At 61.3% G+C, this 24213-nt stretch carries 25 protein-coding genes and 2 pseudogenes; 21 read left to right on the forward strand and 6 right to left on the reverse strand.

Annotated features, from left to right (window positions below; translation table 11 throughout):
* Positions 1-77 precede the first annotated feature (77 nt).
* Genes ACKLNI_RS10600 through ACKLNI_RS10620 form a run of 5 tightly spaced genes read left to right on the forward strand, consistent with a single transcriptional unit; the run spans position 78 to position 5424 of the window.
* Positions 78-1241 (forward strand): ABC transporter substrate-binding protein, encoded by a 1164-nt coding sequence (locus ACKLNI_RS10600; RefSeq protein ID WP_413719037.1) that lies wholly within the window; start codon positions 78-80, stop codon positions 1239-1241.
* Between the two features lie 52 nt (positions 1242-1293).
* Positions 1294-2283, forward strand: coding sequence for an ABC transporter ATP-binding protein (locus tag ACKLNI_RS10605; protein ID WP_413719038.1), 990 nt, complete (start codon positions 1294-1296; stop codon positions 2281-2283).
* A complete protein-coding gene (locus ACKLNI_RS10610) occupies positions 2276-3193 on the forward strand; it encodes an ABC transporter permease (protein ID WP_413719039.1) in 918 nt (305 codons plus the stop codon). Before ACKLNI_RS10605 ends, ACKLNI_RS10610 begins: the two co-directional genes overlap by 8 nt.
* Entirely contained in the window at positions 3183-3986 is an 804-nt protein-coding gene (locus ACKLNI_RS10615) for an ABC transporter permease (RefSeq protein ID WP_413719040.1), read from the forward strand. The genes ACKLNI_RS10610 and ACKLNI_RS10615 overlap by 11 nt, the downstream gene beginning before the upstream one ends.
* 13 nt (positions 3987-3999) lie before the next feature.
* Complete coding sequence (locus ACKLNI_RS10620) at positions 4000-5424, forward strand: gamma-aminobutyraldehyde dehydrogenase (RefSeq protein ID WP_413719041.1); 1425 nt, start codon at positions 4000-4002, stop codon at positions 5422-5424.
* A gap of 481 nt (positions 5425-5905) precedes the next feature.
* Here the strand turns inward: ACKLNI_RS10620 and ACKLNI_RS10625 are convergent, their stop codons facing one another.
* On the reverse strand, positions 5906-7483 hold the full coding sequence (locus ACKLNI_RS10625; protein WP_413719042.1) for a winged helix-turn-helix domain-containing protein: 1578 nt from the start codon (positions 7481-7483) through the stop codon (positions 5906-5908).
* Positions 7484-7603: 120 nt separating this feature from the next.
* Here ACKLNI_RS10625 and ACKLNI_RS10630 point away from each other — a divergent pair, with 120 nt between their 5' ends.
* The 7 genes and pseudogenes from ACKLNI_RS10630 (at position 7604) to ACKLNI_RS10660 (ending at position 13218) form a co-directional block, all read left to right on the forward strand.
* A complete protein-coding gene (locus ACKLNI_RS10630) occupies positions 7604-7759 on the forward strand; it encodes a hypothetical protein (protein WP_413719043.1) in 156 nt (51 codons plus the stop codon).
* A gap of 97 nt (positions 7760-7856) precedes the next feature.
* Positions 7857-8423, forward strand: coding sequence for an OsmC family protein (locus ACKLNI_RS10635; RefSeq protein WP_413719044.1), 567 nt, complete (start codon positions 7857-7859; stop codon positions 8421-8423).
* Positions 8424-8451: 28 nt separating this feature from the next.
* Positions 8452-9687: an NAD(P)-binding domain-containing protein gene (locus ACKLNI_RS10640; RefSeq protein ID WP_413719045.1), complete on the forward strand. Its 1236-nt coding sequence runs from the start codon at positions 8452-8454 to the stop codon at positions 9685-9687.
* 11 nt (positions 9688-9698) lie between these two features.
* Positions 9699-10244: an OsmC family protein gene (locus ACKLNI_RS10645; protein WP_413719046.1), complete on the forward strand. Its 546-nt coding sequence runs from the start codon at positions 9699-9701 to the stop codon at positions 10242-10244.
* Between the two features lie 33 nt (positions 10245-10277).
* A pseudogene (locus tag ACKLNI_RS10650) lies at positions 10278-11339 on the forward strand (PLP-dependent cysteine synthase family protein); the annotation flags it as partial.
* A 75-nt stretch (positions 11340-11414) separates the two neighbouring features.
* Positions 11415-11786: a glutaredoxin domain-containing protein gene (locus tag ACKLNI_RS10655; protein ID WP_413719113.1), complete on the forward strand. Its 372-nt coding sequence runs from the start codon at positions 11415-11417 to the stop codon at positions 11784-11786.
* Positions 11787-11799: 13 nt separating this feature from the next.
* Complete coding sequence (locus ACKLNI_RS10660) at positions 11800-13218, forward strand: pyridoxal phosphate-dependent decarboxylase family protein (RefSeq protein ID WP_413719047.1); 1419 nt, start codon at positions 11800-11802, stop codon at positions 13216-13218.
* A 265-nt stretch (positions 13219-13483) separates the two neighbouring features.
* On the opposite strand, the gene ACKLNI_RS10665 is transcribed toward ACKLNI_RS10660, so the two are convergent.
* The 4 genes and pseudogenes from ACKLNI_RS10665 to ACKLNI_RS10680 all read right to left on the reverse strand — a co-directional run.
* Positions 13484-13777: a hypothetical protein gene (locus tag ACKLNI_RS10665; RefSeq protein ID WP_413719048.1), complete on the reverse strand. Its 294-nt coding sequence runs from the start codon at positions 13775-13777 to the stop codon at positions 13484-13486.
* A gap of 252 nt (positions 13778-14029) precedes the next feature.
* The gene (locus tag ACKLNI_RS10670) at positions 14030-15055 is read right to left on the reverse strand and encodes an alpha/beta hydrolase (protein WP_413719049.1); all 1026 of its coding nucleotides are present in this window, start codon (positions 15053-15055) and stop codon (positions 14030-14032) included.
* A gap of 159 nt (positions 15056-15214) precedes the next feature.
* Positions 15215-15760: a hypothetical protein gene (locus ACKLNI_RS10675; RefSeq protein ID WP_413719050.1), complete on the reverse strand. Its 546-nt coding sequence runs from the start codon at positions 15758-15760 to the stop codon at positions 15215-15217.
* Between the two features lie 16 nt (positions 15761-15776).
* Positions 15777-15926 (reverse strand): annotated as a pseudogene (locus ACKLNI_RS10680) (M28 family peptidase); the annotation flags it as partial.
* 7 nt (positions 15927-15933) lie between these two features.
* Here ACKLNI_RS10680 and ACKLNI_RS10685 point away from each other — a divergent pair.
* The 5 genes from ACKLNI_RS10685 to ACKLNI_RS10705 all read left to right on the forward strand — a co-directional run bounded on the left by ACKLNI_RS10685 (position 15934) and on the right by ACKLNI_RS10705 (position 19407).
* Positions 15934-16674 carry a precorrin-2 dehydrogenase/sirohydrochlorin ferrochelatase family protein gene (locus ACKLNI_RS10685; protein WP_413719051.1) on the forward strand — a complete coding sequence of 247 codons (741 nt, stop codon included), beginning with the start codon at positions 15934-15936 and terminating at the stop codon, positions 16672-16674.
* A 182-nt stretch (positions 16675-16856) separates the two neighbouring features.
* Entirely contained in the window at positions 16857-18179 is a 1323-nt protein-coding gene (locus tag ACKLNI_RS10690) for an SH3 domain-containing protein (protein WP_413719052.1), read from the forward strand.
* A 44-nt stretch (positions 18180-18223) separates the two neighbouring features.
* Entirely contained in the window at positions 18224-18652 is a 429-nt protein-coding gene (locus ACKLNI_RS10695; RefSeq protein ID WP_413719053.1) for a GlsB/YeaQ/YmgE family stress response membrane protein, read from the forward strand.
* A gap of 18 nt (positions 18653-18670) precedes the next feature.
* Positions 18671-19057 (forward strand): hypothetical protein, encoded by a 387-nt coding sequence (locus ACKLNI_RS10700; protein ID WP_413719054.1) that lies wholly within the window; start codon positions 18671-18673, stop codon positions 19055-19057.
* Positions 19058-19098: 41 nt separating this feature from the next.
* Positions 19099-19407 carry a hypothetical protein gene (locus tag ACKLNI_RS10705; protein WP_413719055.1) on the forward strand — a complete coding sequence of 103 codons (309 nt, stop codon included), beginning with the start codon at positions 19099-19101 and terminating at the stop codon, positions 19405-19407.
* A 52-nt stretch (positions 19408-19459) separates the two neighbouring features.
* Here the strand turns inward: ACKLNI_RS10705 and ACKLNI_RS10710 are convergent, their stop codons facing one another.
* On the reverse strand, positions 19460-20227 hold the full coding sequence (locus ACKLNI_RS10710) for an SDR family oxidoreductase (RefSeq protein WP_413719056.1): 768 nt from the start codon (positions 20225-20227) through the stop codon (positions 19460-19462).
* A gap of 85 nt (positions 20228-20312) precedes the next feature.
* Between ACKLNI_RS10710 and ACKLNI_RS10715 the strand changes: the two genes are divergently transcribed.
* The 4 genes from ACKLNI_RS10715 to ACKLNI_RS10730 all read left to right on the forward strand — a co-directional run bounded on the left by ACKLNI_RS10715 (position 20313) and on the right by ACKLNI_RS10730 (position 24174).
* Entirely contained in the window at positions 20313-21350 is a 1038-nt protein-coding gene (locus ACKLNI_RS10715; protein ID WP_413719057.1) for an L-idonate 5-dehydrogenase, read from the forward strand.
* 117 nt (positions 21351-21467) lie between these two features.
* On the forward strand, positions 21468-22430 hold the full coding sequence (locus ACKLNI_RS10720; protein WP_413719058.1) for a VOC family protein: 963 nt from the start codon (positions 21468-21470) through the stop codon (positions 22428-22430).
* A 3-nt stretch (positions 22431-22433) separates the two neighbouring features.
* Positions 22434-23105: a 4-carboxy-4-hydroxy-2-oxoadipate aldolase/oxaloacetate decarboxylase gene (locus tag ACKLNI_RS10725; RefSeq protein ID WP_413719059.1), complete on the forward strand. Its 672-nt coding sequence runs from the start codon at positions 22434-22436 to the stop codon at positions 23103-23105.
* Positions 23098-24174 carry a 4-oxalomesaconate tautomerase gene (locus ACKLNI_RS10730; protein ID WP_413719060.1) on the forward strand — a complete coding sequence of 359 codons (1077 nt, stop codon included), beginning with the start codon at positions 23098-23100 and terminating at the stop codon, positions 24172-24174. Before ACKLNI_RS10725 ends, ACKLNI_RS10730 begins: the two co-directional genes overlap by 8 nt.
* Positions 24175-24213 lie beyond the last annotated feature (39 nt).

Consider the following 24213-nt stretch of genomic DNA (forward strand, 5'->3'; position numbering starts at 1 on the left):
TGTATATTAGATTTGCCAAGGCCCTGGTTCTCGAAGAATGTGGTTGCGCGCAACATATCCTCACGGGGGGAAGATCCATGACGAACAAGTTGAAATCGACGGGAGCTGTCGCGGTTGCCGCGATCCTCGCGGCGCAGTCGGTAGCCGCTCAGATGGTGACCCAGGTCGGGCCGGGTGAAGGTCAGCTGAACATCGTGGCTTGGCCGGGCTACATCGAACGCGGCGAGACGATGGCCGAGTTCGACTGGGTGACCAAGTTCGAAGAAGCGACCGGTTGCATGGTCAACGTCAAGACCGCCAATACCTCGGACGAGATGGTGGCCCTGATGAACGAGGGCGGTTTCGACCTGGTGACCGCATCGGGCGACGCCTCGCTTCGGATGATCGCGGGCAAGCGGGTCCAGCCCGTGAACATCGACCTCGTGCCGAGCTGGAACACGATCGACGACCGGCTGAAAGAGGCGCCCTGGCACTATGTCAACGGCACCCACTACGGCGTCCCCTACATGTGGGGACCGAACGTTCTGATGTACAACACCGAGGTCTTCGGTGACAGCGCGCCCACCTCTTGGAACGTCGTCTTCGAGCCGATGAACCTCCCAGACGGCCAGCCGAACCAGGGCCGGGTCCAGGCCTATGACGGCCCGATCCACATTGCTGACGCGGCGCTCTACCTGATGACGCACAAGCCCGAGCTTGGCATCACCTCGCCCTATGAACTGAACCAGGATCAGTACAATGCCGCGCTTGATCTGCTGCGCACCCAGCGCACGCTGGTCAGCCGCTATTGGCATGATGCGTTCATTCAGATTGACGACTTCAAGAACGAGGGCATGGCGGCCTCGGGCTCGTGGCCGTTCCAGGTGAACCTGCTCCAGGGCGACGGCGCACCGATCGCCAGCGTGATCCCCGAAGAGGGCGTCACGGGATGGGCCGACACTACGATGATGCATGTCGACGCCGCCAACCCGAACTGTTCCTACATGTGGTTCGAGCACACACTCACCTCGAACCTGATGTCCGACCTGTCGGTCTGGTTCGGCGCGAACCCGGCGGTTCTCGCGGCATGCACCGACGGGCGCGGCATGCAGACGGCCGAAGGGTGCACCAAGAACGGGCTCGACGATTTCGACAAGGTGCGGTTCTGGCAGACGCCTGTCACCCAGTGCGCAAGCCAGGGCGAATGCGTGCCCTATTATCGCTGGGTGTCCGACTACATCGGCGTCATCGGCGGCCGCTGATCTCAAACCCAACCGGCGCCGGTTCCGACCGGCGCCGGCCACGGGGCAGAACATGACTGCAGCAGTTTCTTTCAAATCCGTTTCGCGCCACTTCGGAACGGTGCGGGCTGTCGACAACGTGACGCTCGACATCGCCGAGGGCGAGTTCTTCGCCCTGCTCGGCCCCTCCGGATCGGGCAAGACGACCTGCCTGCGGCTGATCGCTGGCTTCGAGCAGCCCACCTCGGGACGCATCTCGATCTTCGGAGAAGACGCCACCGCGACCCCGCCTTACCGGCGCCCCGTGAACACGGTGTTCCAGGACTACGCACTGTTTCCGCACCTGTCGGTCGAGGACAACGTGGCCTATGGGCTTATGATCGCGGGTCAGGGCAAGGCAGAGCGCCGCAGGCAGGCCGGCGAGGCGCTGGAACTTGTCGCGCTCTCGGGCTTCGGCGGGCGCAAACCCTCCGAACTCTCGGGGGGGCAGCGCCAACGCGTAGCTCTTGCCCGCGCGTTGGTTATGAAACCCAAGGTCCTGCTTCTGGATGAACCTCTCGGTGCACTGGATCTCAAGCTGCGCGAAGCGATGCAGGGCGAGTTGAAATCGCTTCAGCGCCAGCTGGGCATCACCTTCGTCTTCGTCACCCATGACCAGGGCGAGGCGTTGTCGATGTCCGACCGCATCGCAGTCTTCAACGAGGGTCGCATCCAGCAGACAGGCAGCCCTTCCGAGGTTTATGACCGTCCCGAAACGCCGTTCGTCGCGGATTTCGTCGGGTCCTCGAATGTGCTTCCCCCCGAGATGGTTCGCGAGCTTACGGGCACTTCGGCGCCTGCCAGCCTGCGGCCCGAGGCGATCACGCTGGGGGAGGGAACGCTTTCGGGCAAGGTGGTCTCGCTGTCCTTTCTGGGCGCGGCGACGCGGGTCGAGGTCGATACCGCCCGAGCCCGTCTGAACGTGCTGCTGCCCAAGGGCCGCCCCGTCCCGGCGGTGGGCGATGCCGTCATGCTTGGCTGGCCCGCGGACGCGCTTCACGTCATGGAGCATGCGCATGGCTGAGGCTTTCGTCACGCGTGCGTCTGATGCGCTGTGGCGGAGGCCCAACCTCCTGCTCCTCCTGCTCGTCATCCCGCCACTCATGTGGCTCGGGATCGTTTACCTGGGCTCGCTCTTCGCGCTTCTGGCACAGAGCTTCTTCTCGATCGACGAGTTTTCCGGGCTGGTGAACTACGAGTTCACTCTAAAGACCTATGGCGAACTGTTCCGTGCCTCGAACTTCGACATTCTGGTGCGTACGATCCTCATGGCTTCTGCGGTGACGATTGCCGCGGCCATCGTCGCCTTTCCCATCGCCTACTACGCCGCAAGATACGCGCGGGGGCGGTGGAAGGCGGTGTTCTATCTGGGTATCATGCTGCCCCTCTGGTCCAGTTATCTGGTCAAGGTCTATTCGTGGAAGCTGATCCTCGCCAAGGAAGGCATCCTGAACTGGCTGTTCGAAACGCTGCACCTGTCCTGGCTTCTGAATGCGTACCTCGCGATTCCGGGCATCGGGGGGAATTCGCTGTCGGTCAGCTGGACCGGGACCTTCCTTGTTTTCCTCTATGTCTGGCTCCCCTTCATGATCCTGCCGATCCAGGCGGCGCTGGAGCGGGTGCCCGCATCGATGCTGGAAGCGTCGGGCGATCTGGGTGCAAGACCCGGCCAGACCCTCCGACACGTCATCCTGCCCCTGGCGCTGCCCGGTATCGTGGCAGGGTCGATCTTTACCTTTTCGCTGACGATGGGCGACTACATCATCCCCCAGATCGTCGGCACCTCCGCCCGAATGATCGGCCAGGCAGTCTACCAGTTCCAAGGCACGGCGGGGAACATCCCGCTTGCCGCCGCCTTCGCGGTGGTGCCCATCGTCGTCATGGGCGTCTACCTGACCGTGGCCAAGCGCATGGGGGCCTTCGATGCACTCTAAGGCATCCCTCGGGCTCAAGATCGCGGCTATAGGCGGGCTGTTGTTCCTGCACCTGCCGATCCTGCTGATCTTCGTCTACGCCTTCACGACCGAGGACAAGTCGTATCAATGGCCCCCTCCGGGGTTCACCGTGCAATGGTTCGGCGTGACCTGGAACCGGCCAGACGTCTGGGAGGCGCTGTGGCTCTCACTCAAGGTCGCGGCGATTTCGACCGTGATCGCGATGGTGCTGGGCACACTCTGCGCGGCGGCGGTGGCGCGGTCGAAGTTCTTCGGGCGCGAGACGATCTCGCTTCTCGTGATCCTGCCCATCGCGCTACCCGGAATAATCACCGGCATTTCGCTGCGCTCGGCGTTCAACATCGCCGATATCCCGTTCAGCTTCTGGACCATCGTGCTGGGCCACGCGACCTTCTGCATCGTGGTCGTCTACAACAACGCCGTCGCTCGCTTCCGCCGCACATCCGGCTCGCTCGTAGAGGCGTCCATGGATCTTGGTGCAACCTATTTCCAGACGCTCCGCTATGTGATCCTGCCGAATATCGCGACCGCGCTCCTCGCTGGCGGGATGCTCGCCTTCGCGCTCTCGTTCGACGAGGTCATCGTGACCACCTTTACCGCCGGTCAGCAGCAGACGCTGCCGATCTGGATGCTGGAAGAGCTGGTTAGGCCACGTCAGCGTCCCGTGACCAACGTGGTGGCGATGGTCGTTGTGATCGTCACGTTCCTGCCGATCCTCGGCGCCTATTACCTCACCCGCGGGACCGAGACGGTCGCCGGACAGGGCAAATGAAAGGGAGACCATGATGGACACCAAGATGCTGATCGGCGGCGCCTTCGAGGCGGGAACCGAGACCGAGGAGATGATCCTCAATCCGCGCACCGGTGAGACCATTCTCAAGCTGCCCGAGGCAAGCCCCGATCAGATCGACCGCGCCGTTGCAGCCGCCCGAGCGGCGTTTCCGGGATGGGCAAGGACGACGCCCGGCGAGCGCTCGGCCAAGCTTCTTGCTATCGCCGACGCGGTCGATGCGAACGCCGCATCCCTTGCCCGCCTCGAGGCTCTCAACTGCGGCAAGCCGATCGGATGCGCCACCAATGACGAGATGCCAGCGATCGCCGATTGCTTCCGCTATTTTGCGGCGGCTGTGCGGAACATGCACGGCCCCGTCGCGGGCGAGTACCTTGAAGGGCACACGAGCATGATCCGGCGTGATCCAATCGGCGTCGTGGCCTCGATCGCGCCCTGGAACTATCCGCTGATGATGATGGCCTGGAAATTGGCCCCGGCGCTGGCAGGGGGCAATACGGTCGTGATCAAGCCGTCTGAGCAGACCCCTCTGACCGCGTTGGCCTTCGCAAAGATCCTCATCGACATCCTGCCTGAGGGCGTGGTGAACGTGGTTGTCGGGCAGGGTGGGTCCGTCGGGAACACGCTGGTCAACCATCCGGGCGTCGACATGATTTCGATCACCGGGGACGTTGCGACAGGCAAGAAGATCCTCATGGCCGCCTCGAAAGGGGTGAAACGCACCCACCTCGAACTCGGCGGCAAGGCGCCGGTCATCGTATATGGCGATGCCGACATCGGCCGGACAATCGAAGGGCTCAAGGCCTTTGGCTATTACAACGCTGGTCAGGATTGCACTGCGGCATGCCGGGTCTACGCCCATGCCGATATTTACGATAAGTTCGTCGCCGACCTGACTGCTGCGGCCGCGAGTATCGTCTACAACGATGCCGACGACGCTCGGAACGAGATCCCGCCCCTCATTTCACCACGCCAGCGGGACCGGGTGGCAAGCTTCGTCCAACGGGCCTCCGAGCAGAAGCATATCGAGATCACCACGGGCGGAAGCGTCGAGGATGGGGCCGGGTTCTACTACCGGCCAACCGTCATCGCGGGCGCCTTGCCGTCCGATGAAATCGTGCAGCGAGAGGTCTTCGGCCCGGTCGTATCGGTTACCCGTTTCACCGACGACGACGCAGTCATCGACTGGGCCAATGACAGCCCCTATGGCCTCGCCTCGTCGGTGTGGACCCGGGACATCGGCAAAGCCATGGCCGCCTCGGCTGCGCTCCAGTACGGCTGCACCTGGGTCAACACCCATTTCATGCTGGTCAACGAGATGCCCCATGGCGGTTTGAAGCAATCCGGCTACGGGAAGGACATGTCGATGTACGCTCTCGAGGATTACACGGCGGTCCGCCATGTCATGATTGCACATTAGAGCAAGCGATATCTCCCCCCGACGCCTTAGGCTCGCCAAACCGGTCACAGCTGTGATTCATCGATTGAACATCGCTCAAACGTAGTCTCAGGCCGGCACGGAGAAAACGAAAGACGTGTCGCCCGCAGAATTTGGGGACGTAAACTCCGCTCAAGCGCAACTGCGACCGGCCAATGAGAGCTCCGCGGACCAGGTCACATTTGACATCAAACTCACCGGCGGAGCTGCAAACTCGGGAGTCAATCACCAACGACCGCACATTTCGCGCCGCATTTGCGAAAATGTGTTTGGACGCGGTCGATGGGGCGTCGTTCTCTTGAGCACGATCAAGAAAAGTCGACAATTCGGGCAAGTCCTTTTGGCAAATTGATTGGTCGTTTCTTGGCTTTTTCAGCGATGCGGGAATACACCACGATGCTGCATCGTTTCCGGTCCGGGACAGCCGGGGCATCTCCAAGGAACTTGTGCATTCAGCTGGTGCCTATTTTTCAGGAAATCCCAAATCAACTAGGGCATCATATAGCTCTTTGCGTTTCTTGGCGTTCTTGACCGGGAAGGCGTTGAAGAATGCATCGATAGATGCGTCGCTTCTGCGTGCCTTCGTTTCCTCTGTCCAGTATCTGGCACGCTCACGATTTCCAGCGGCTTGGTTTATCGCCGCTGCAAATGCGCTGATCAGATAATGCGCGCCGGGGGTCCGGGCACCCTGTTCCGCCCAGAGTGCTCCTTCTTCCATGTTGTCATTGTGGAAATGCGCGATGCCTTTCGCGCTTAGCATTGCGTAGCGGAATGGGTCGAGTGGGCTAAGACTGATCGATTTTTCAAGATTCTCGAGTGCCGTACTGTTTTTACCGCTCATGATGTCTGCCCAGGCATGGGCGTAGAAGCCCTGCGCGAAACTCGGGCTCAGGCTTACTGCGCGGTCCAGCCACGCCTGTCCCGCAGCAGGATCGCCCTTCAGCCAGTTTGCCCGGCCGACATTGAAGTTCGCGAACGGGTCCATGGGATCCAGTTCCACGCTGCGTTCCGCGTAGCGCCGCGCATCGTCGATGGCCTTTGTACGGTCTGCGGAATAGCGCAGGAATGCGTCCTGGAAGCTCACAAATGACCGGGCTGCTTGGGCCCGGGCGAAGTGGGGATCAAGTTCTGTCGCTCGCCTGAAGTAGTCACTGGCCCGCGCATTGTCCGCCTTGTTGAATCGATAGGCGTGCTGAAGACCGATGTGATAGAGCGACCATGCGTCCAGGTCGGAAGGTGACCTCAGCTGTGCCTGCCGCGCCTCGTGCTGCGGAATGTGCATTTCCATTGCCGAAACGACAAGGGCCACAATGCGTTCGCGCATTTCATGGACATCGTCGATCCTTCCCGTCAGCCGGTCGCCCCACACGACTCCTGAGGTGCGTGAATCCACCAATTCGACGGAAACACCCAGCGACGACCCAAGCAACTCGACCTCTCCGCACAGCACATAGGTGACGCCCAATGCGCTTCGGACGGTATCGAGGCTTTGCAGCGGCGGCCGGAAGCGAAAGCTGGACCCTCGTGCTACGACCGTCAGCCAACGTAGCCGAGACAGCGTGGATATCATCTCGCCCGGGATCGCATCGGCAATTGCGGAGAAGGCCTCAGAGTGACCGATCAGGGTGAATGGCAGGACGGCGATCGAGGGTTGCTGGCCGACTTGCGTATCGGTTCCTGGCATCGGCTCGTCAGTGGTCGGCTGGCGGGCCACGGTGGCTGACGTGGACACCTCAACGCTTGCGCCGAAGCGGAATCCCCTGCCGTGAACCGTGCGGATATAGCGCTGCTGCTTTCCGTCATCTCCAAGCGCCCGGCGCAGCGATTTGATGACTGTCGAGACTGCGGCGTCAGAGATGAACCGGCCGTCCCAGACCGTATCAATGAGTTCGTCCTTCGCTACCAGCCGCTCGGCGTTCTGCACGAGATGTCCAAGCACGGCGTAGGCCATGGGTTCAAGAGGTACGGCCTCGTCTCCGCGGCGCAGGTCGCCACGCTCGAGATCAAGGACGAAGCCGTCAAACGCAAAGCGCAAACCCATCCCCCTGAAAAACTCAGACTTTCCCCAAGAAGTTCTCACTGGTTGCCCAAGACCGCAAGCAAAAGCAGGGGTTAGACACATTTCATCGCAACCCGACAGGGCCGAAACACAAAGGACAGCATGATGAAGTCGAAACGCAAGATAAGCCCGACGCCTACCTGGGGGCGCGGTTTCAAAGGGATCTCGGGGCTCGTTTCCGACGGCACCTCACGCCGCTGGTACAAGGCGAACAGCCAGCTACTCGCAGTGTCGCTCTACGCACGCCAGCATCCTTGAATACGCGGGACGTAGGACCCGCCATCCTCCCGTCCGGGAAATCCGGCACAGAAATGCAGACCAATCTTCTGAAAACCCAAACATGAGAGGAAAGACCATGCAAACCACCACGATGACCAAAACCGTTTCGAACGGCGTAAACACCGAAGCCCTGATCGGAGCGCGCGGCGCGTTCGAACAGATGCCTGAAGCGGCGGCATTCACCTTCCGCAGCACCTGTGAATGGATGGAAGGCACCCACAGCAGCAACGCGATCAACGGCTATTTCGGCCTTGGTCAGGATCACGAGCGCAAACAGACCTACCGCATCGAAAGCGACCACCCCGAAGTCTTTGCAGCGGCCGACCGCGCGCCAACTCCGCCGGAAATCGTCCTGGCGGCGCTGGCCAGCTGTCTCTCGGGCGGTGTCGCAGCAGTCGCGCAGCATCGCGGCATCCAGCTCAATCAGATGCGCGCAATGGTCGAAGGAGACATGGACGTGCGCGGTATCCTGGGCATGGACCCCGATGTTCGGAACGGCTTTTCGGCAATCCGCGTCCGTTTCGAGATCGACGCCGACGCTACCGAAGATGAAATCGCGGCGCTGGTCGCCCAGTCGCAGAAGCGTTCGGCGGTCTTCGACATCCTGACCAACCCGACCAACGTCCACGTGACGGTGGCCTGATCCGCCCGGTCCGACAGGAGGCAAGCTCATGAAACGCATCGATACAATCGTCATCGGCGCAGGTCAGGCCGGCCTTGCGATGAGCCGTTGCCTGTCGGACCGTGGCATCGCACATATCGTCTTCGAACGTGGGGAGATCGCAAACGCCTGGCGCCATGAGCGCTGGGACAGCTTGAAACTGTTGACACCCAACTGGCAAAGCCGGCTTCCCGGCTTTGCCTACGCGGGACCGGACCCGGACGGGTTCATGTCGAAAGACGATCTTCGGGACTACCTGCACAGCTATGCGACTGCCAGCAAGTCTCCGGTCGAGGAGCGTACCGAAGTTCGCGCGGTGACTGCTGACGCAAGTGGATACCGCGTCGCGACCAGCGGCGGCGACTGGACCTGTTCCTCGCTCGTGATCGCTACCGGCGCGTGTTCGGCAGCCAACATTCCTGGCCTGGCGACAGAGATGCCCGTCGGGATCTCTCAACTGACGGGCCTCGATTATCGCAGCCCTGATCAGCTCGTCCCCGGAGGAGTGCTGGTCGTTGGCGCTTCGGCAACCGGGGTGCAACTGGCGGCCGAGATCCGCGCTGCCGGCCACGAAGTCTTTCTTTCGGCGGGCGAACATATACGTGTGCCCCGCACGTATCGCGGCAAGGACATCCAATGGTGGATGGACCGCGCCGGAATTCATGCGACCCGAACCGAAGAGGTAGACGACATAGGCCGCGCACGTCGCGTGCCGTCGCTTCAGCTTGTTGGTTCGACCGCGCAGCGGTTTTGCGACCTGAACATGCTGGCCTCGCGCGGCGTCGAGATCGTAGGGCGCCTGAGCGCCGTCCGTGACGGGATAGCGTTGTTTTCCGGCGGCTTATCGAACCATTGCGCCCTGTCCGATCTCAAGATGAATCGTTTGCTCGACACACTCGACGCATGGGGGGAAACCAATGTGTCGCGCGATATCGGAGCACCTGAGCGCTTTGCGCCTACTGTTCTTTCGACTGCGCCTCGCCTGTCCCTGGACCTGAGCCGAGGGCGGATTCGAACGATCATCTGGGCGACCGGGTTCAGACCCGACTTCAGCTGGATTGACCTGCCGGTCTTCGACCGGAAGGGTACGTTGATCCACGACAACGGCCACGTGGCTGCGGGGCTTTTCGTTCTGGGCCTTCCCTTCATGCGCCGCCGCAACTCGGCACTTCTCGACGGAGTCGGCCGCGATGCCGAGGCCCTTGCTGACCACATTCAACGAAAGGACGGCCGCGCCGCGGCCTGAAAGGAAACCAGATGATCACTGAAGTCGCAAAACAGGCCATGACACCGCGTGACCAGAACGTCCGCACGAAGCAGACGGCCGTTATCGAGCGCATGCGCGCCGACCTTTCGGCGGCCCAGAGCACTATCGTGGCAACGGGGCGCATAGACGACGGCCTGACCTGCCACATCAGGCAGGACAAGTTCTCGGTCATAGCTGACATGGGACCCGGCATGGGCGGGGATGCTGCCGGTCCCAGTCCGGGTTTTTATGCCCGTGCCGGGATCGTCGGTTGCGTGGCAATCGGGGTGAAGATGTTGGCGGCGCGCGAAGGGCTGATCTTCCGCTCGGTCGAAGTCATCGTCGAAACGGATTTCGATGATGCCGCGCTCATGGGACTGAGCCCGCGTACGGCGGCACCAGTCGAAACGCGGATCCGGATCATCATCGATTCCGACGCCAGTCCGGAGGTCGTCCACGACCTGACCGAGCGCGCGCTTTCGACGGACCCCTGGTTCCTCGCCCTCCGCGACGCCCAGGTCGTCCGCCACACCATCGTACAGAACCGACCGGCCTGATCCCATTCTGCCGATTCAATGAAAGAGAGAGCCATGAGACACGACACCATCACACCCGTTGCCCCCAACCTCTTCCCGTCGATCCTCGACACGATCGGCGATACTCCGATCGTCCGGATCAACAGGCTCGCGCCGAAGCACGTCGATCTCTACGTCAAGGTCGAAGCCTTCAACCCGGGTGGCTCGATCAAGGACCGCTTCGCTCTGGCCGCCATCGAGGCTGCCGAAGCCTCGGGGGCGTTGAAACCGGGTCAGACCGTGGTCGAAGCCACATCCGGCAATACGGGCATTGGGCTGGCGCTGGTGTGCGCTGCGAAAGGCTATCCACTTGTGGTGACGATGGCCGAGAGCTTCAGCGTCGAACGGCGCCGCCTGATGCGCTTTCTCGGTGCAAAGGTCGTCCTGACACCTGCTGCGCAGAAGGGAACCGGGATGCTCGCAAAGGCCGAGGAACTGGCTCGCGAACACGGCTGGTTCCTGGCCCGGCAGTTCGAGAACGAGGCGAACGCCGACATGCATTCGCGCACGACGGCACGCGAAATCGTCGACGCGTTCTGCGGCGAAGGTCCGGACGTGTGGGTGACCGGATTCGGCACGGGCGGTACGCTCAAGGGTGTGAGCCGCGTGCTGCGCGCCGAGTGCCCAAAGACGCGCATCGTGCTTGCCGAACCCGACAACGTGCCGATGATGCAGAGCGGAATTCCCCAAACGCGCGACGCCGAGGGTCGCCCCGCAAGCCATCCCATGTTCCGGCCGCACCTGATGCAGGGCTGGTCTCCGGATTTCATTGCCAAGCTGGCGGATGACGCTGCCAAGGCCGGTGCCATCGACGATTTCCAGCCGGTATCCGGCAACGATGCGCTTGGCGCCGCGCGCGATCTGGCCGTGAAGGAAGGCATCTTCTGCGGCATCAGTGGCGGGGCGACGTTTGCGGCTGCTCTCAAGGTGGCCGAAAGCGCGCCGGCGGGAGCGCGCATTCTGGCGATGCTGCCCGATACGGGAGAGAGATACATGTCCACCGTCCTGTTCGACGGCATCGAGGAATCGATGAGCGAAGAAGAGTTGCGTATCTCGCGATCGACCCCTGGCTTCCGTTTCGACACGCCCGCACCGGCGCCGATACCGGCCGTCAGCACCGCGGCGCCTGCCTGCAAACCCGAGGCGGCAAAGATGATCGATGACATCGTCTCAGAGCACCCGGTCGTGGTGTTCGTTCTCGAATGGTGCGAATTCAGCTGGTCGGTGCGCAAACTCTTTGCAGCGGCGGGCGTGCCGTATCATGCTGTGGAACTGGACGCGGCAGCGCTGCAGAAGGACAACCTCGGCGGCGATCTGAGAGCAGCGCTGGCGGTCAGAACCGGTGTGCCCACGATCCCGCAGATCTTCATTGGCGCTGAACATGTCGGCGGCGCGACCGACACTTTCGACGCCTTCCGGGACGGTTCCATGGGAGAAAGGCTTGCCCGGCTGGGCCTGCCCCTCGACGCGTCGAAGACCGCGAACCCGTACGACTTTCTTCCCGGCTGGATGCATCCCAGGTAGATCGGAGATGGCCATGGACCAGACACCGCTCAGCAGGCCGAACGTCGATGTCCTTGCTCAATCGGCAAGCTACGCCCAGCACTATCGGGCAGGACGGCGTCCTATCGCCGCCAAGGCATCCGCCCAAATGCTCAGGAACCGGTTTTGCCTGCCAATGAACGACATGGGCTTGCCAGGGGCTGTTGTGATCGACGAACTGATTGCCGCGGCAGAGCCAGGGCTGATCGGGAATACCGATCCGAACTTTTACGCTTGGGTCATGGGGGCTTCGAACCCGGTTGGCGTCGCGGCCGACTGGCTGACCAGCGCCTGGGGGCAAAACGCGGCGATCTACCAGTCTTCACCCGCGGCGGCGGTCGCCGAAGAAGCCGTGGAAGCCTGGCTGCTGGACCTGCTTGATCTACCGAAAGAGTCATCGGTCGGTTTCGTCAGCGGGGCAACTATGGCGACATTCGTGGGACTGGCTGCCGCGCGTGGCGAAGTTCTAAGCCGTTTCGGGCACGACTACGACGCGGTCGGGCTTCAGGGTGCGCCACTCGTCCGCATCTATCTGAGCGACGACGCACATGTGGCGAACTATGCCGCTTTGCGCCAACTTGGGTTTGGCGATCTTAATTTCCACGTTCTGCCGTCCGACTCAGCGGGTCTGATGCGGCCTCGTGACTTGGCCGATGCCATCGGCCGGGAGGATGGTCCGAAAATAGTCATCGCGCAGGCCGGGCACATCAATTCAGGCGGTTTCGAGCCACTGGCAGAGATCGCAGAGATCGCTAGGACGCATAGCGCTTGGATACACGTCGACGGCGCCTTCGGCCTTTGGGCGCGGGTCTCGCCCAGCCGGAAATACCTGACGGAAGGTGCTGAACTGGCCGATAGCTGGTCGGTCGATGGACACAAATGGCTGCAAATACCCTATGCATGCGGCTTCGCCATTGTAAGGGATCGGAATGCCCATCGCCGGGCGATGCAGATGACGGCGGGCTATTTGAACGCGGCAGAGGATGACGGGCGCAATCCTTCGGGCTATGTGCCTGAACTCTCCCGCCGAGCGCAGGGTTTCGTGGCATGGGCTGTCTTACGGCATCTCGGACGCCGTGGCATAACCGAACTGGTCCATCGTCATTGCGCAGCGGCATCCCGCCTGGCCGAACGCATCAGTCAAATTGACGGGCTATCAGTCCTGAATCACGTCGAACTGAACCAAATCGTCGTGGCATGCGACGATCGCGAAAATGAGGCGTGGAAGATACGGAATCTTGTGGGACTTTTGAATGGAAGTCAGGGCGTTTTCGTTCACTCTGCGCGTTGGAAATCCCGCACTATTCTGAGGTTGTCTGTTATTTCGATGGACACGGGGCGCCCGCAAATTGATGCGCTTGCTGCGGCGATTTCGTCATCCTGGAGGGCGATTGACGCGGACAGCCGAAACTAGGTGATTGGATGCCGCTCCAAGAAACGAGTCGTAGCTCCTGTGGTCCGACCAAAGGCCGGTCTTCCGGCCGTTACAGCGAAGGCAACTTATTCCATCTCGTCCGTTTCGAGCTCGGAGCTGCCATCGATTGTTTTTTTGACCAATGGCCGTTACCCGGACGAAGCGGCCGTTTGCCTAAGGGAAACTTAGGTCCGCTCAGCTGCGCGGCGCAGTCGGACACCATTGGTTGAGTTCCTGATTTCCATCCTCGCCGCCAAGACATCTTTCATTCAGTCAACCGACAGCATTGACCTTCGAACCGGAAGATCAGTTCGTGTCGGCAAGCAGAATTTCGATCCGACCATGGGTCGAACGGATTTTGCTGTTGCACCAGCAGAACGAGATTCACGGCGGCGGCCGCAGCAACCAGGAAAAACACCGAGAATCCAAGACGCCCCGGCACTGAGCGCAGACGATGTCGCCACAGCTGAATCGCGGTCACAAGCATTGCGAATGCAATTGCCACGACGGCCCAGGGAGCTGCGAGCAGTGGTGAAAGCTCCTTGGGAACCGCGCCCATGAGCCCAAGGTATTCGTTCTTCATGAGCGAGGCGCCGACCGCCGTTGAAAGCGCGCCGACTGAACCCAAGATCGAAATACCGGAGGCAAAGGTTAGGCATGGCGGCGCGTGCAAGGCAAGGCGATGCCCGGCGCTTCCGGCGGGAAGCCTCTACCCTGCGGCAAGTCTAATGATCCAGACAACCGGGTACACGAGGCTGGCCACCACCAGCAACAAGCCCAGGATAATCGCCGGGATCTGTGCCATGCCCGCCTATGCCAGACCCATGATCCCCGATTGCGCGATCGACCGGTTCAGCACGCCAAGAAACACGACGTCGTCCTGCGTGACGACTTCGGGCGCGGACGCCGGGATGCAGGAGGTTTCCACCTGCGAGGTGGGTTCATCCAGAAAGCTCGCAACCAGCGCATTGGCACACATGTTCGTCACCACCTGGCCGTGCGTGCCTCTCGGAAACACCACGTGATGAGCTGCCGGAAACTGCGCAAGCAGGCTTTCGCCGTAAACGGGCGGGGTGAAAGGATCATATGCGCCGGAGATGAGCAGAAGTGGCTTTTCGCTTCGAACAGGCGCTACCTGGTCGAAAGGCAGTTGCTCGATGCCCCATGCCTCGCAGATCGCGATCTGCATGGCAGCGTCGTCGCGCGTTGCCTCCGCAAGCCTGGGGAGAACACCGCTGAGATCGGGTTGACTGGACGATTTCGACCGCTCGGAACACACAACCGAGAGATGCATTGCCTCTGCCGTTCCCGACGACCCGAGCTGCGAGGGCAGCAACACGGAGGCGACGAGGGCGAAGTCGCCTTGGTCTGCCTGATGGACAATCAACGGGACGATCGAGGAGACGTTGCCGTAGAGCGCCGAGAACAGCACGTCCTCGAGCAGGTCGCCATTGAGTTGCACCGGGATCTCCCGCCGCTCGCCTTCGATTGGGTAGATCGTCAGGTTTACCGACTCCGCGTTCAGACGGTCGATCATGGCGAGATAGCGTTCGGCCAGGTTCGGAAAGGCCGCGTTGCAGCGCGGGTCTTCCCGGCAACCGAGAAGGTATCGCTCGCCGATCATCTGCTGGGCGCGCGCCGGTTCGTGAAGCAGATCATAAGAAATGGGAACCACGGCATCGAGGATGGCCGATCGAACAGCGGGCACCTCGCGGATCACGACCTGTGCCAGTTCCGATCCGTAGGAGACCCCGTAGAAGTTGATTTCGCCATAGCCGAACACATGCCGCAGGCTTTCCACATCGCGAGCATTTTCGACCGAATTGAAGGCTGACAAGTCAACACCGGCCGATTTGAACCGTTCACCACAGGCCACCAACGAGGCTTTGCCGCTCGACTCCTCTGCTGAGGCTTCCGTGAGTACGGATACGCGATACTCGGGGCAGGCCAGGAGAGGCGTGGAGTATCCCGTGCCGCGCTAATCCCAGAGAAAGATTTACCGGTTGGCTGTCGGGCGGGCCTCGGGGTTGGATAGCAGATAGGCGGCATAGGTTGCGATGGTCGCCCCGCCGGGGCCACCCTGAGCCATGAAGAGCGGGTCTGCCGGACCATCTGCTTCCACCGCCGCGATCCGGGCCACGGCAAGTGAAATCGTATCGCCATCCGGCACATCGTGGCGCAGGTGCACATCAACCTTGTAGCACTCGACCCCTTTCGCATCTTCGGGAAGGCCGAACTCCGTGCAAGGCGAGGATGACGCCTGGCTTGAAATCGTTGGCTGCGCCTCGCAGGATGCAGCGAGCGGCGACAGCGCGGTGACTTCTTCGAAGCCCTTGAGACTCAGGCCCGTTTCATTTGCACCAAGTCGTAGCGCCTCGCGAACCGCAGGGAAGCACTCTTGTCCGATTGCGAATATCGTGGACGCGTACTGGGCTTGATCGCCAAACGGTCGCCCAACCGCATCGACGTTGATCACAGCTCTGTATCTGGACAACGGAAAGTGGGGGCGCGTCGACGAAAGCCCGCGAGCCGAGCAACCCATGTTCTTCTCCCGTGAAGAATACGACATCGACCGGCATAGGAAGAGGATCGGCTGCAAGCCGTTTTACAACATCGAGAACCACAGCGACGCCGGAGGCGTTGTCGTCAGCACCCGGGAAAAGCATTCCGTCGAGAGTAACGAGATGGTCGTAATGGGCGGTAAGCAGGACGCGCGTGTCTTGGGTCCCGCTGGCCGAAGCTGTGCCTCACGCCGAGGAGTTCGTTTCGCTTGTGAAGGGTATTGCGCGCAGCGACAGTCGCTCCATGCTGGAAGCGGGAGACATTGGCCGTGCAAAATCCATTATCGATCGGATTCATCCCCTTGCGAAGGAGACCCTGCCCAAATCCGATCACATGAGGCTTCAGGCGGGATACCTCGCCGACCAGCTCCAACAGCAAACCGGATCATTTCTTTCCGGGCAGTCCGCCGGACAGGCGCTTGTCGAAGAAACGCCAGGCTCACGAAACCCGCTTCTGGAACTGGGTGCTTTGGAAGAACGGTCCAAAATGGAGGTCATGCAAGGGCGAATGGACTTGTTTGCAGCGACGCTCCCCGAAATCGTCGATCGCGATCCGATCATCGTGGCGATCGGAAGCGAGGGAACGGCACCGGTCCTCACCCGGGACATCGAGGCCCGGCTTGAACAGATGCTTCCGCAAAATCTGGGCGGGCTTGCCGCATTGGTCGGACGCCTTCGCCCTTCCGTCGACGTCAATGTCCCCCGCGCCCGCGGACGAGATCAAATCTCGCTGGTTGGCGCCGGTCCATGCACAGGCGATCTCATGACATTGCGTACGGTGCAACGCTTGCAGAACGCGTCACAGCAGGTTTGGGAGCCGGCTCCGGATATCGGGAAGCAACTCGCACATCTTTTGATTGCAACAGAACGCATTTTTTCGCCCTCCCCGCCATAGGGTCGATGTGTTCATCTCGTCGGTAGAGGAGGCAAGGCGCTACGATCGGTTATCTGGTCTGCAGCGCACAATCAGTGGTGGGCGACGTGCGAAGAAATCTTTGGCTTGGGTACTTTTCCATATTTGGGTTCACGTTTGGGATTTCTGGGCAGAATGCACTTCGCAAGCATGACGTCACCGAAATGGAACGTAGGATCCGGCGGCAGAAAGGCCGGATTACGGCTTTTGCCACCTGCGCCCTTCTGTCTTGCGCATTTGCGCTTACCGGGATTTCTTCGCCAGCATTCGCACAGCAAAGGATCGACATCCGTTTCAATCCAGGCGCGACGAGCACGACCGTCAATGGGACGATCCGGGGTCGCGAGTATGTAGACTACGTTTTGAACGCGCGTGGCGGTCAGACCATGAATGTTTCCCTGCGGGTCACAGGGACGAACGGCAATGGAACTGCGTATTTCAACATTCTTCCTGCAGGACAGGATTTCGGCGGTCTTTACACGGGTAGCATGGACAATGACAGCAGGGCTGAAGTGCGGGTGCCCTATACCGGCAACTGGGCGATCCGCGTCTATCTCATGGGCAACGATCGCGACACCGGCAAGACGGTCGGCTATTCAATCGACGTCTCCATCGGCTCGTCCGGCGGTTCTTCCGCGTCCGGCGGCGGCGTGCTTCCCGAAGAAGACTTCTTCGTCGTTCGTCTGTCCGGCGGTGGTTCTCTAAACGTCCGAAATGCTCCGCGCCCCAGCGGATTGAAGCTGGGTGAGTTCCGGAATGGAACTCTTCTGAGAAATGTTGGGGGCTGCACCATGTCGGACGGTCAGCAGTGGTGCAATGTTCAGGCCACGACCGGCGGGGTGGTCGGCTGGGTCGCGGCACGGTTCCTGGTCTTGCCGGGGCCGGGCGGAGGCGGTTCGGCCAGCGTGCCGAGGCCTCCGGCATCAGGGTCCGACATCGTTCAGGTCACAGGCGTGGCAAGCAACGATGTCCTCAACGTTCGTAGCGGACCGGGTACCGGCAACCGCGTCATCGGAGCCCTTGGAAACGGTGACAGGGTTCGGAGGCTTGGTTGTCAGAAAGTCGGAGGTGCGACGTGGTGCGAGATCGAGATAATGACCGACATGCGCGAGCGCGGCTGGGTTAATGCGCGTTTCCTGACCGGCGGAGCAGGGCAGGCAACCCAGTTGCCCAGCGCCAACCGTGTGGAGCGCATCCGCTTCACGCCCGGCGCAACGGGCACCGAGTTCACTGATCAACTCGGACCGGGAACGACGGTGACCTATCTGCTTTCGGCACGAAACAGTCAGAACCTCTATTTCCGGCTTGCCGCAAACGGCCCCGATCTGTCCTGGCGGCTTTTCAATCCGGACGGATCGATTCTCGACCAGGCGACTTCCGATCGCGAGTATCGCGGCCAGCTCTGGCAGACTGGCGACCATAGGATCGAAGTCACGAACCGGAGCGGCCGCGTTCAGTCTTTCAACGTCATCTTCGGGGTTCGGTGAGAGCCGAAGTCCTCAAACCGAAAGTAATCAGGGGAGCACGACTAATGGACACAATGACAAAGGCGGACACATTTGCCCGTGAAAAAAAGGAAGCAAGCTGCGGCGGATTTAAAGCATCGCTGCCGCGCAGGCTTGCAGCATCCGCCGTTTTGCTTGCTTCAGCCTTGCCGGCGCAGGCCCAGCAGGAAGCGGCAGAGGTCGTTGGCGCCGGGGTCGGACTGGTGATCGGATTGTTGATCGCCATCGTGGTCGGTGCCATCGTTGGCTGGCTTGCGGGCCTGATCGTCAAAGGTGGAGGATCAGGGTTCTGGGGCAATGTTCTGATCGGGATCGGGGGCTCGATTCTGGCGAATGTGCTTCTTCCGGTCATTGGTATCAGTTTCCAAAGCGTTGTGGGTTCGTTCCTTGCCGCCATTATTGGTGCGGTCATTCTGATCTTGATCGTGGGAGCGATCCGGCGTGGCGGTAATTGAATTTCGGGAGGCACCTCGATGAAGAGTGCAATTAGGGCGATTTGTGCAGGAGCATCGGTTCTCATCGTTTCCGGATGCGTGGAAACGGCGAGGCAGCTACCGGGAGATGCGCTGGTGCCGGGCACGGGCTATAACGCCACCGGGCGGATTCCCTGCACGAACCAGATCGGACAAACCATGTTCGATTGCGAATTTGGCGTCATTCGACGCGGCGGCGGAGATGCCACCGTGGTGGTTACGCTGCCAACCGGCAACGAAAGACGGATCGAGTTCGTACGAGGAGTGCCAGTAAGCGCAGACGTCCCCGCGCCTTTGCGCCACCAGCGGGTTGGCGACGAAACATATGTCTACATCGGCACGATCGAACGCTATCGCATTTTCGATGCGGTTATCTACGGCGGATAAATGAGGAACCCGCTCGCTCAAAACCAATGGGAGGAAATCACATGCACAAAATGCTCAAACTTACACTGGGGGTTTCGGCCTTTGTCGCGCTTTCCGCCTGTGTGGAGGACACGGGGGGAAGCGCCGGAGGTGGTCTGAGCGGGACACCAGACCAGTTCTCGCAGATGACGGGGCCGTGCATTTCGCAGGCGGCGCGACTGACAGGTGTGTCGCAAAGCGCGATTTACGTGTCGGACCGCATCCAGACCGGAGGTGGGCCTCTGCTGACACTCGATGTTGGCGGCACAGGCTATAGCTGCCGTCTGGAAAATGATGGAAGCGTCACCGTGTTCAGCGAGTTCGCGAACTGATCGAGAAGGAGTGCCGGCCTCGCGCTATTCCAGCGCGAGGCCGCAGCCTTTTCTAGAGTGAGGCGGTTATGCCACCATCGACGAAGATGGTGGTGCCGTTGACGAAGGATGACGCGTCGGACGCAAGAAAGATGCAGGTTCCGACCAGTTCTTCCACTTTTCCCCAGCGGCCTGCGGGTGTGCGTTTTTCCAGCCATGCGCTGAATTCGGGATCGGCCACCAAAGCCGCGTTCAGCGGTGTGTCGAAATATCCAGGAGCCAGCGCATTGCACTGAAGCCCGTGCTTGGCCCAGTCGGTCGCCATACCCTTCGTCAGATTTGCCACGGCACCTTTGGTGGCCGTGTAGGGCGCGATGCCTGGACGCGCCAGCGCGGTCTGAACCGAAGCGATGTTGATGATCTTGCCACGACCACGCGCAATCATGTGACGCGCCACGGCCTGTCCGACATGAAAGACGCTGGCGACATTCGTTTGCAGAAGGGCTTCGAATTTGTCGGCGGGAAAGTCCTCGAGAGGTGTTCGGTGCTGCATTCCGGCGTTGTTCACGAGGATGTCGATCGCGCCCTGCTCGGACTCGTAGTCGTCGATGCTTTGCCGGACGGCATCGTGGTCGGTCACGTCGAACGCCAGTTCCCGAACCTCGGCCCCTGTTTTGCGCAGCGCCGCCGCCGCCGCCGCAAGCTTGCCGCTGTCCCGCCCGTTCAGCACCAGCGAGGCTCCGGCCTCGGACAGTCCGCGCGCCAATGCCATCCCGATCCCCTGAGAGGAACCGGTCACAAGGGCGGTCTTCCCGGTCAGGTCAAAAAGTTTCAGTCCCATCGCGGACGGCCTTTCATTGTTGGCTTGGAGATTGTCTTTCGTTGTGTTCTGCTTGACCCACCCCGTCAAGCCGAGAGTGTCCGACGTGTCCGATACAGCGAAAGCCATAGTCATCCACGAACCGAAGGACTTGCGCATCGAAGACTGCGCCGTCGATCGGCCAGGCCCGGGACAGGTACGAATCCGCCTCGCTGCCGGGGGGATATGCGGATCGGATCTGCATTACTACAATCATGGCGGTTTCGGCACGGTCCGGCTGAAAGAGCCGATGATCCTTGGCCACGAAGTCTCGGGGGTGATCGAGATGCTTGGCGAGGGTGTCGATGGGCTGCGCGCGGGGCAACTGGTTGCCGTGTCGCCGTCTCGGCCCTGCGGTCAGTGCAGGTTCTGCCGCTCGGCCCAGTTCAACCATTGCCTGAACATGCGGTTTTATGGCTCGGCCATGCCGTTCCCTCATATCCAGGGCGCTTTCCGCGAGGTTCTGGTGGCCGAGGCATGGCAGTGCGCACTGGCCGACGGATTGACTCCGGGGGAGGCGGCCATGGCCGAACCGTTGGCCGTCTGCCTGCATGCCATCCGACGCGCCGGACCGCTTTTGGGCAAGTCGGTGTTGGTGACGGGATGCGGGCCAATCGGTATTCTCTGCATCCTCGCGGCGCGCCGGGCGGGAGTGGATCAGATCGTTGCGACCGACCTTGCCGAGTTCACACTGGGCATGGCGAAAACTGCAGGCGCCGATATCGCCATAACTGCCGGGCCCGAGGCGCTGAAGACCTACGAGGCCGAGAAGGGCCATTTTGACGTTCTCTTCGAGTGCTCGGGTTCCGTTCATGCCCTGCGAGGTGCGATCCCCGCGATGCGGCCGGGTGGTCAGATCGTTCAACTCGGGCTGGGCGGAGACATGGAGTTGCCGGTTCAGGCGATGACTGCGAAAGAGCTTTCGCTCTCGGGTTCGTTCCGCTTTCATGAAGAGTTCTTCACGGGGGTCAGCCTGATGCGGAAAGGCTTGATCGACGTGAAACCCTACATCACCCAGACCTTCCCTTTGTCAGAGGCGGTGCAGGCATTCGAAACAGCGGGTGACCGAAGCCGCGCGGTCAAGGCGCAGATAGCGTTCTCCTGACCTTCGGGGAGCGATCGGAATAGACAAAACTTATATCTTCTGTCCCGCATTCGAATTGCGCCCTTAGCCATGGCCGTGGGACAAGTCGCACAACTCGGAACCCACGAGAGGCCGCTTATGACCACACCCACCAACCCGTCTTTCGACATCGCTCATCTTGGCCACGTCGAGATGCTGACCGACAAGTTCGAAGAGTCGCTCGATTTCTTCACCCGCGTTTACGGGCTCAAACTGTCGGGACAGGATGAGAACTCGGCGTATCTGCGGGCATGGGATGACTATGAATACGCGACGCTGAAACTGACGCGCGCGTCCAGTACCGGCGTCGGGCATATCGGCTATCGTGCGGCGTCTCCTGAAGCGCTGGACCGGCGCGTGGCCGCCATCGAGGCGTCGGGGTTCAAGACGCATGGCTGGGTCGACGGAGACCAGTCTCATGGTCGTGCGTTCCGCTTCGAAGACCCGTTCGGGCATGTGTTCGAGATCTATTACGACACGAACCGGCCGGACATCACCGGCGATGAACCCGCGCTGAAGAACATGTCGTCGCGCTTTCATGCGCAGGGTGCCTGTCCGCGTCGGCTGGACCACCTGAACCTTTTGTCCGAGGATGTCACAGAGTTCCGCCGATTCATGGAAACTTGCCTTGGCTCGCGCGTGACCGAGATGATCCGGCTGGACAACGGGCGGATCGGAGGTTGCTGGTTCACGGTCAACAACAAGACCTACGATCTCGCGTGCACCGAAGAGCACGGACGTGGCAATGGCAGGCTTCATCACGTGACCTATGCCACCGACCAGCGCGAGGACATTCTGCGCGCGGCAGACATTTTCCTGGAGAATGGTGTCCATATCGAGACCGGCCCTCACAAGCATGCGATCCAGGGCACGTTCTTTCTTTACGTCTGGGAGCCGGCGGGGAACCGGGTGGAGCTTGCCAACGCGGGCGCGCGGCTGATCATGGCTCCGGACTGGGAGCCGGTCGTCTGGACCGAGACGGAACGGAAGAAAGGTCAGGCCTGGGGGCTCAAGACCATCGAGAGCTTCCACACGCACGGCACGCCGCCGGTAAAGGAGTAAGCCATGCACAAGGTCGTCCAGAACATCGCTCGGGCCGATGCGGAGGTGATCGCCAAACTGGGACAGGCGGGTGTCGCAACCGTTCACGAGGCGCAGGGGCGACGGGGCTGTCTCGCCTCCTACATGCGGCCGATCTATCGGGGTGCACAGATTGCCGGCTCGGCGGTGACCATCTCGGCGCCTCCGGGCGATAACTGGATGCTGCATGTCGCCATCGAGCAGCTTCGGGAAGGGGACATCCTGGTCCTTGCGCCAACCTCACCTTGCGACAACGGTTATTTCGGCGATCTTCTTGCCACCTCGGCCATGGCGCGCGGTTGCCGGGGATTGGTGATCGATGGAGGCGTACGCGATGTCCGGGACCTTACGGCCATGGGCTTTCCGGTCTGGTCAAAAGCGATCAGCGCGGAAGGTACGGTCAAGGAAACGCTGGGTTCGGTCAACGTGCCGATCGTCTGCGCGGGTCAGGCGATCGACGCGGGCGATGTGATCGTGGCCGATGATGACGGTGTGGTTGTCGTGAGACGCGACGAGGCCGCACAAGTCCTGAAAAGCGCAGAAAAACGCCTTGCGGCGGAAGAGGACAAGCGTGCCCGGCTGGCTTCGGGGGAACTTGGACTGGACCTTTACGATATGCGAACGCGGCTGGTTGAAAAGGGCCTGAAATATGTCTGATCCCTCGGTCGATGGGATCCCCTGCCTCTGGATGCGGGGCGGCACTTCCAAGGGCGCCTATTTTCTCGCATCGGATCTTCCGACTGATCGTTCGGCCATCGATGACATGTTGTTGCGCATCATGGGCTCGCCTGATGTTCACCAGATCGACGGCATAGGCGGAGCCGATCCGCTGACGTCCAAGGTCGCCATCCTGTCTCCGTCATCGCGGCCCGATGCGGATGTCGACTACCTTTTCCTTCAGGTCTTCGTCGATCGGGCGCTGGTTTCAGACGCGCAGGGCTGCGGCAATATCCTGGCCGGTGTTGGCCCTGCGGCCATCGAGCTCGGGCTTGTGTCCGCCGCCGGGGATGAGACCCATGTGCGCATCCACATGATCAATACCGGCGAGATTGCCACGGCGCGGGTTTCCACTCCCGGCGCGCGGGTCAGCTATGCTGGCGATGCGCGGATAGACGGAGTACCCGGAACCCATGCCGCCGTACCGCTGATGTTCGAGAACATTGCCGGGTCCATGACCGGCGCCCTGCTGCCGACAGGGAATGCCGTGGACGTGATCGACGGCGTCCCCTGCACTCTGATCGACAACGGGATGCCCTGCGTGATCCTGCGGGCTTCGGATGTCGGGCGAACAGGGATGGAAAGCCGCGAGGCCATGGATTCCGATTCCGAGCTGAAAGCAAGGCTGGAGGCGATCCGGCTTCAGGCCGGTCCGATGATGAACCTGGGCGATGTGGCCGAAAAGACGGTGCCGAAGATGACGCTTGTTTCGTCGCCGAAGACTGGCGGTACGGTCTCGACGCGGTCTTTCATTCCGCACCGCTGCCACGCCACGATCGGTATCTTTGCAGCGGTCTCGGTTGCGACGGCCTGCACGCTTTCCGGGTCACCTGCCGCGTCGGTTGCCGTGCTTCCCGAAGGACAGACCCTTGCCGTCGAGCATCCCGGCGGCGCGGCGGAAGTGCTGTTGGAACGCGATCACGACGGGAGTGTCCGACGCGCCGGCACACTGAGGACAGCGAGGAAGCTGTTTGACGGGCGGGTTTATCCCCGGCCTGTGGCCTCCTGACTGAGTTCTGATGGGCCGGGATCAGAGGTCCGTGACCGC

The organism is Silicimonas lutimaris, assembly GCF_047314965.1.
Lineage (GTDB): Bacteria > Pseudomonadota > Alphaproteobacteria > Rhodobacterales > Rhodobacteraceae > JAVJUV01.

What these genes read in the sequence shown, in the direction of transcription:
- ACKLNI_RS10600 (WP_413719037.1), top strand. Translation starts at nt 78, where the DNA reads ATGACGAACAAGTTGAAATCGACGGGAGCTGTCGCGGTTGCCGCGATC.
- ACKLNI_RS10605 (WP_413719038.1), top strand. Translation starts at nt 1,294, where the DNA reads ATGACTGCAGCAGTTTCTTTCAAATCCGTTTCGCGCCACTTCGGAACG.
- ACKLNI_RS10610 (WP_413719039.1), top strand. Translation starts at nt 2,276, where the DNA reads ATGGCTGAGGCTTTCGTCACGCGTGCGTCTGATGCGCTGTGGCGGAGG.
- ACKLNI_RS10615 (WP_413719040.1), top strand. Translation starts at nt 3,183, where the DNA reads ATGCACTCTAAGGCATCCCTCGGGCTCAAGATCGCGGCTATAGGCGGG.
- ACKLNI_RS10620 (WP_413719041.1), top strand. Translation starts at nt 4,000, where the DNA reads ATGGACACCAAGATGCTGATCGGCGGCGCCTTCGAGGCGGGAACCGAG.
- ACKLNI_RS10625 (WP_413719042.1), bottom strand. Translation starts at nt 7,483, where the DNA reads ATGGGTTTGCGCTTTGCGTTTGACGGCTTCGTCCTTGATCTCGAGCGT.
- ACKLNI_RS10630 (WP_413719043.1), top strand. Translation starts at nt 7,604, where the DNA reads ATGATGAAGTCGAAACGCAAGATAAGCCCGACGCCTACCTGGGGGCGC.
- ACKLNI_RS10635 (WP_413719044.1), top strand. Translation starts at nt 7,857, where the DNA reads ATGCAAACCACCACGATGACCAAAACCGTTTCGAACGGCGTAAACACC.
- ACKLNI_RS10640 (WP_413719045.1), top strand. Translation starts at nt 8,452, where the DNA reads ATGAAACGCATCGATACAATCGTCATCGGCGCAGGTCAGGCCGGCCTT.
- ACKLNI_RS10645 (WP_413719046.1), top strand. Translation starts at nt 9,699, where the DNA reads ATGATCACTGAAGTCGCAAAACAGGCCATGACACCGCGTGACCAGAAC.
- ACKLNI_RS10655 (WP_413719113.1), top strand. Translation starts at nt 11,415, where the DNA reads ATGATCGATGACATCGTCTCAGAGCACCCGGTCGTGGTGTTCGTTCTC.
- ACKLNI_RS10660 (WP_413719047.1), top strand. Translation starts at nt 11,800, where the DNA reads ATGGACCAGACACCGCTCAGCAGGCCGAACGTCGATGTCCTTGCTCAA.
- ACKLNI_RS10665 (WP_413719048.1), bottom strand. Translation starts at nt 13,777, where the DNA reads ATGGGCGCGGTTCCCAAGGAGCTTTCACCACTGCTCGCAGCTCCCTGG.
- ACKLNI_RS10675 (WP_413719050.1), bottom strand. Translation starts at nt 15,760, where the DNA reads ATGGGTTGCTCGGCTCGCGGGCTTTCGTCGACGCGCCCCCACTTTCCG.
- ACKLNI_RS10690 (WP_413719052.1), top strand. Translation starts at nt 16,857, where the DNA reads ATGGAACGTAGGATCCGGCGGCAGAAAGGCCGGATTACGGCTTTTGCC.
- ACKLNI_RS10695 (WP_413719053.1), top strand. Translation starts at nt 18,224, where the DNA reads ATGGACACAATGACAAAGGCGGACACATTTGCCCGTGAAAAAAAGGAA.
- ACKLNI_RS10700 (WP_413719054.1), top strand. Translation starts at nt 18,671, where the DNA reads ATGAAGAGTGCAATTAGGGCGATTTGTGCAGGAGCATCGGTTCTCATC.
- ACKLNI_RS10705 (WP_413719055.1), top strand. Translation starts at nt 19,099, where the DNA reads ATGCACAAAATGCTCAAACTTACACTGGGGGTTTCGGCCTTTGTCGCG.
- ACKLNI_RS10710 (WP_413719056.1), bottom strand. Translation starts at nt 20,227, where the DNA reads ATGGGACTGAAACTTTTTGACCTGACCGGGAAGACCGCCCTTGTGACC.
- ACKLNI_RS10720 (WP_413719058.1), top strand. Translation starts at nt 21,468, where the DNA reads ATGACCACACCCACCAACCCGTCTTTCGACATCGCTCATCTTGGCCAC.
- ACKLNI_RS10725 (WP_413719059.1), top strand. Translation starts at nt 22,434, where the DNA reads ATGCACAAGGTCGTCCAGAACATCGCTCGGGCCGATGCGGAGGTGATC.
- ACKLNI_RS10730 (WP_413719060.1), top strand. Translation starts at nt 23,098, where the DNA reads ATGTCTGATCCCTCGGTCGATGGGATCCCCTGCCTCTGGATGCGGGGC.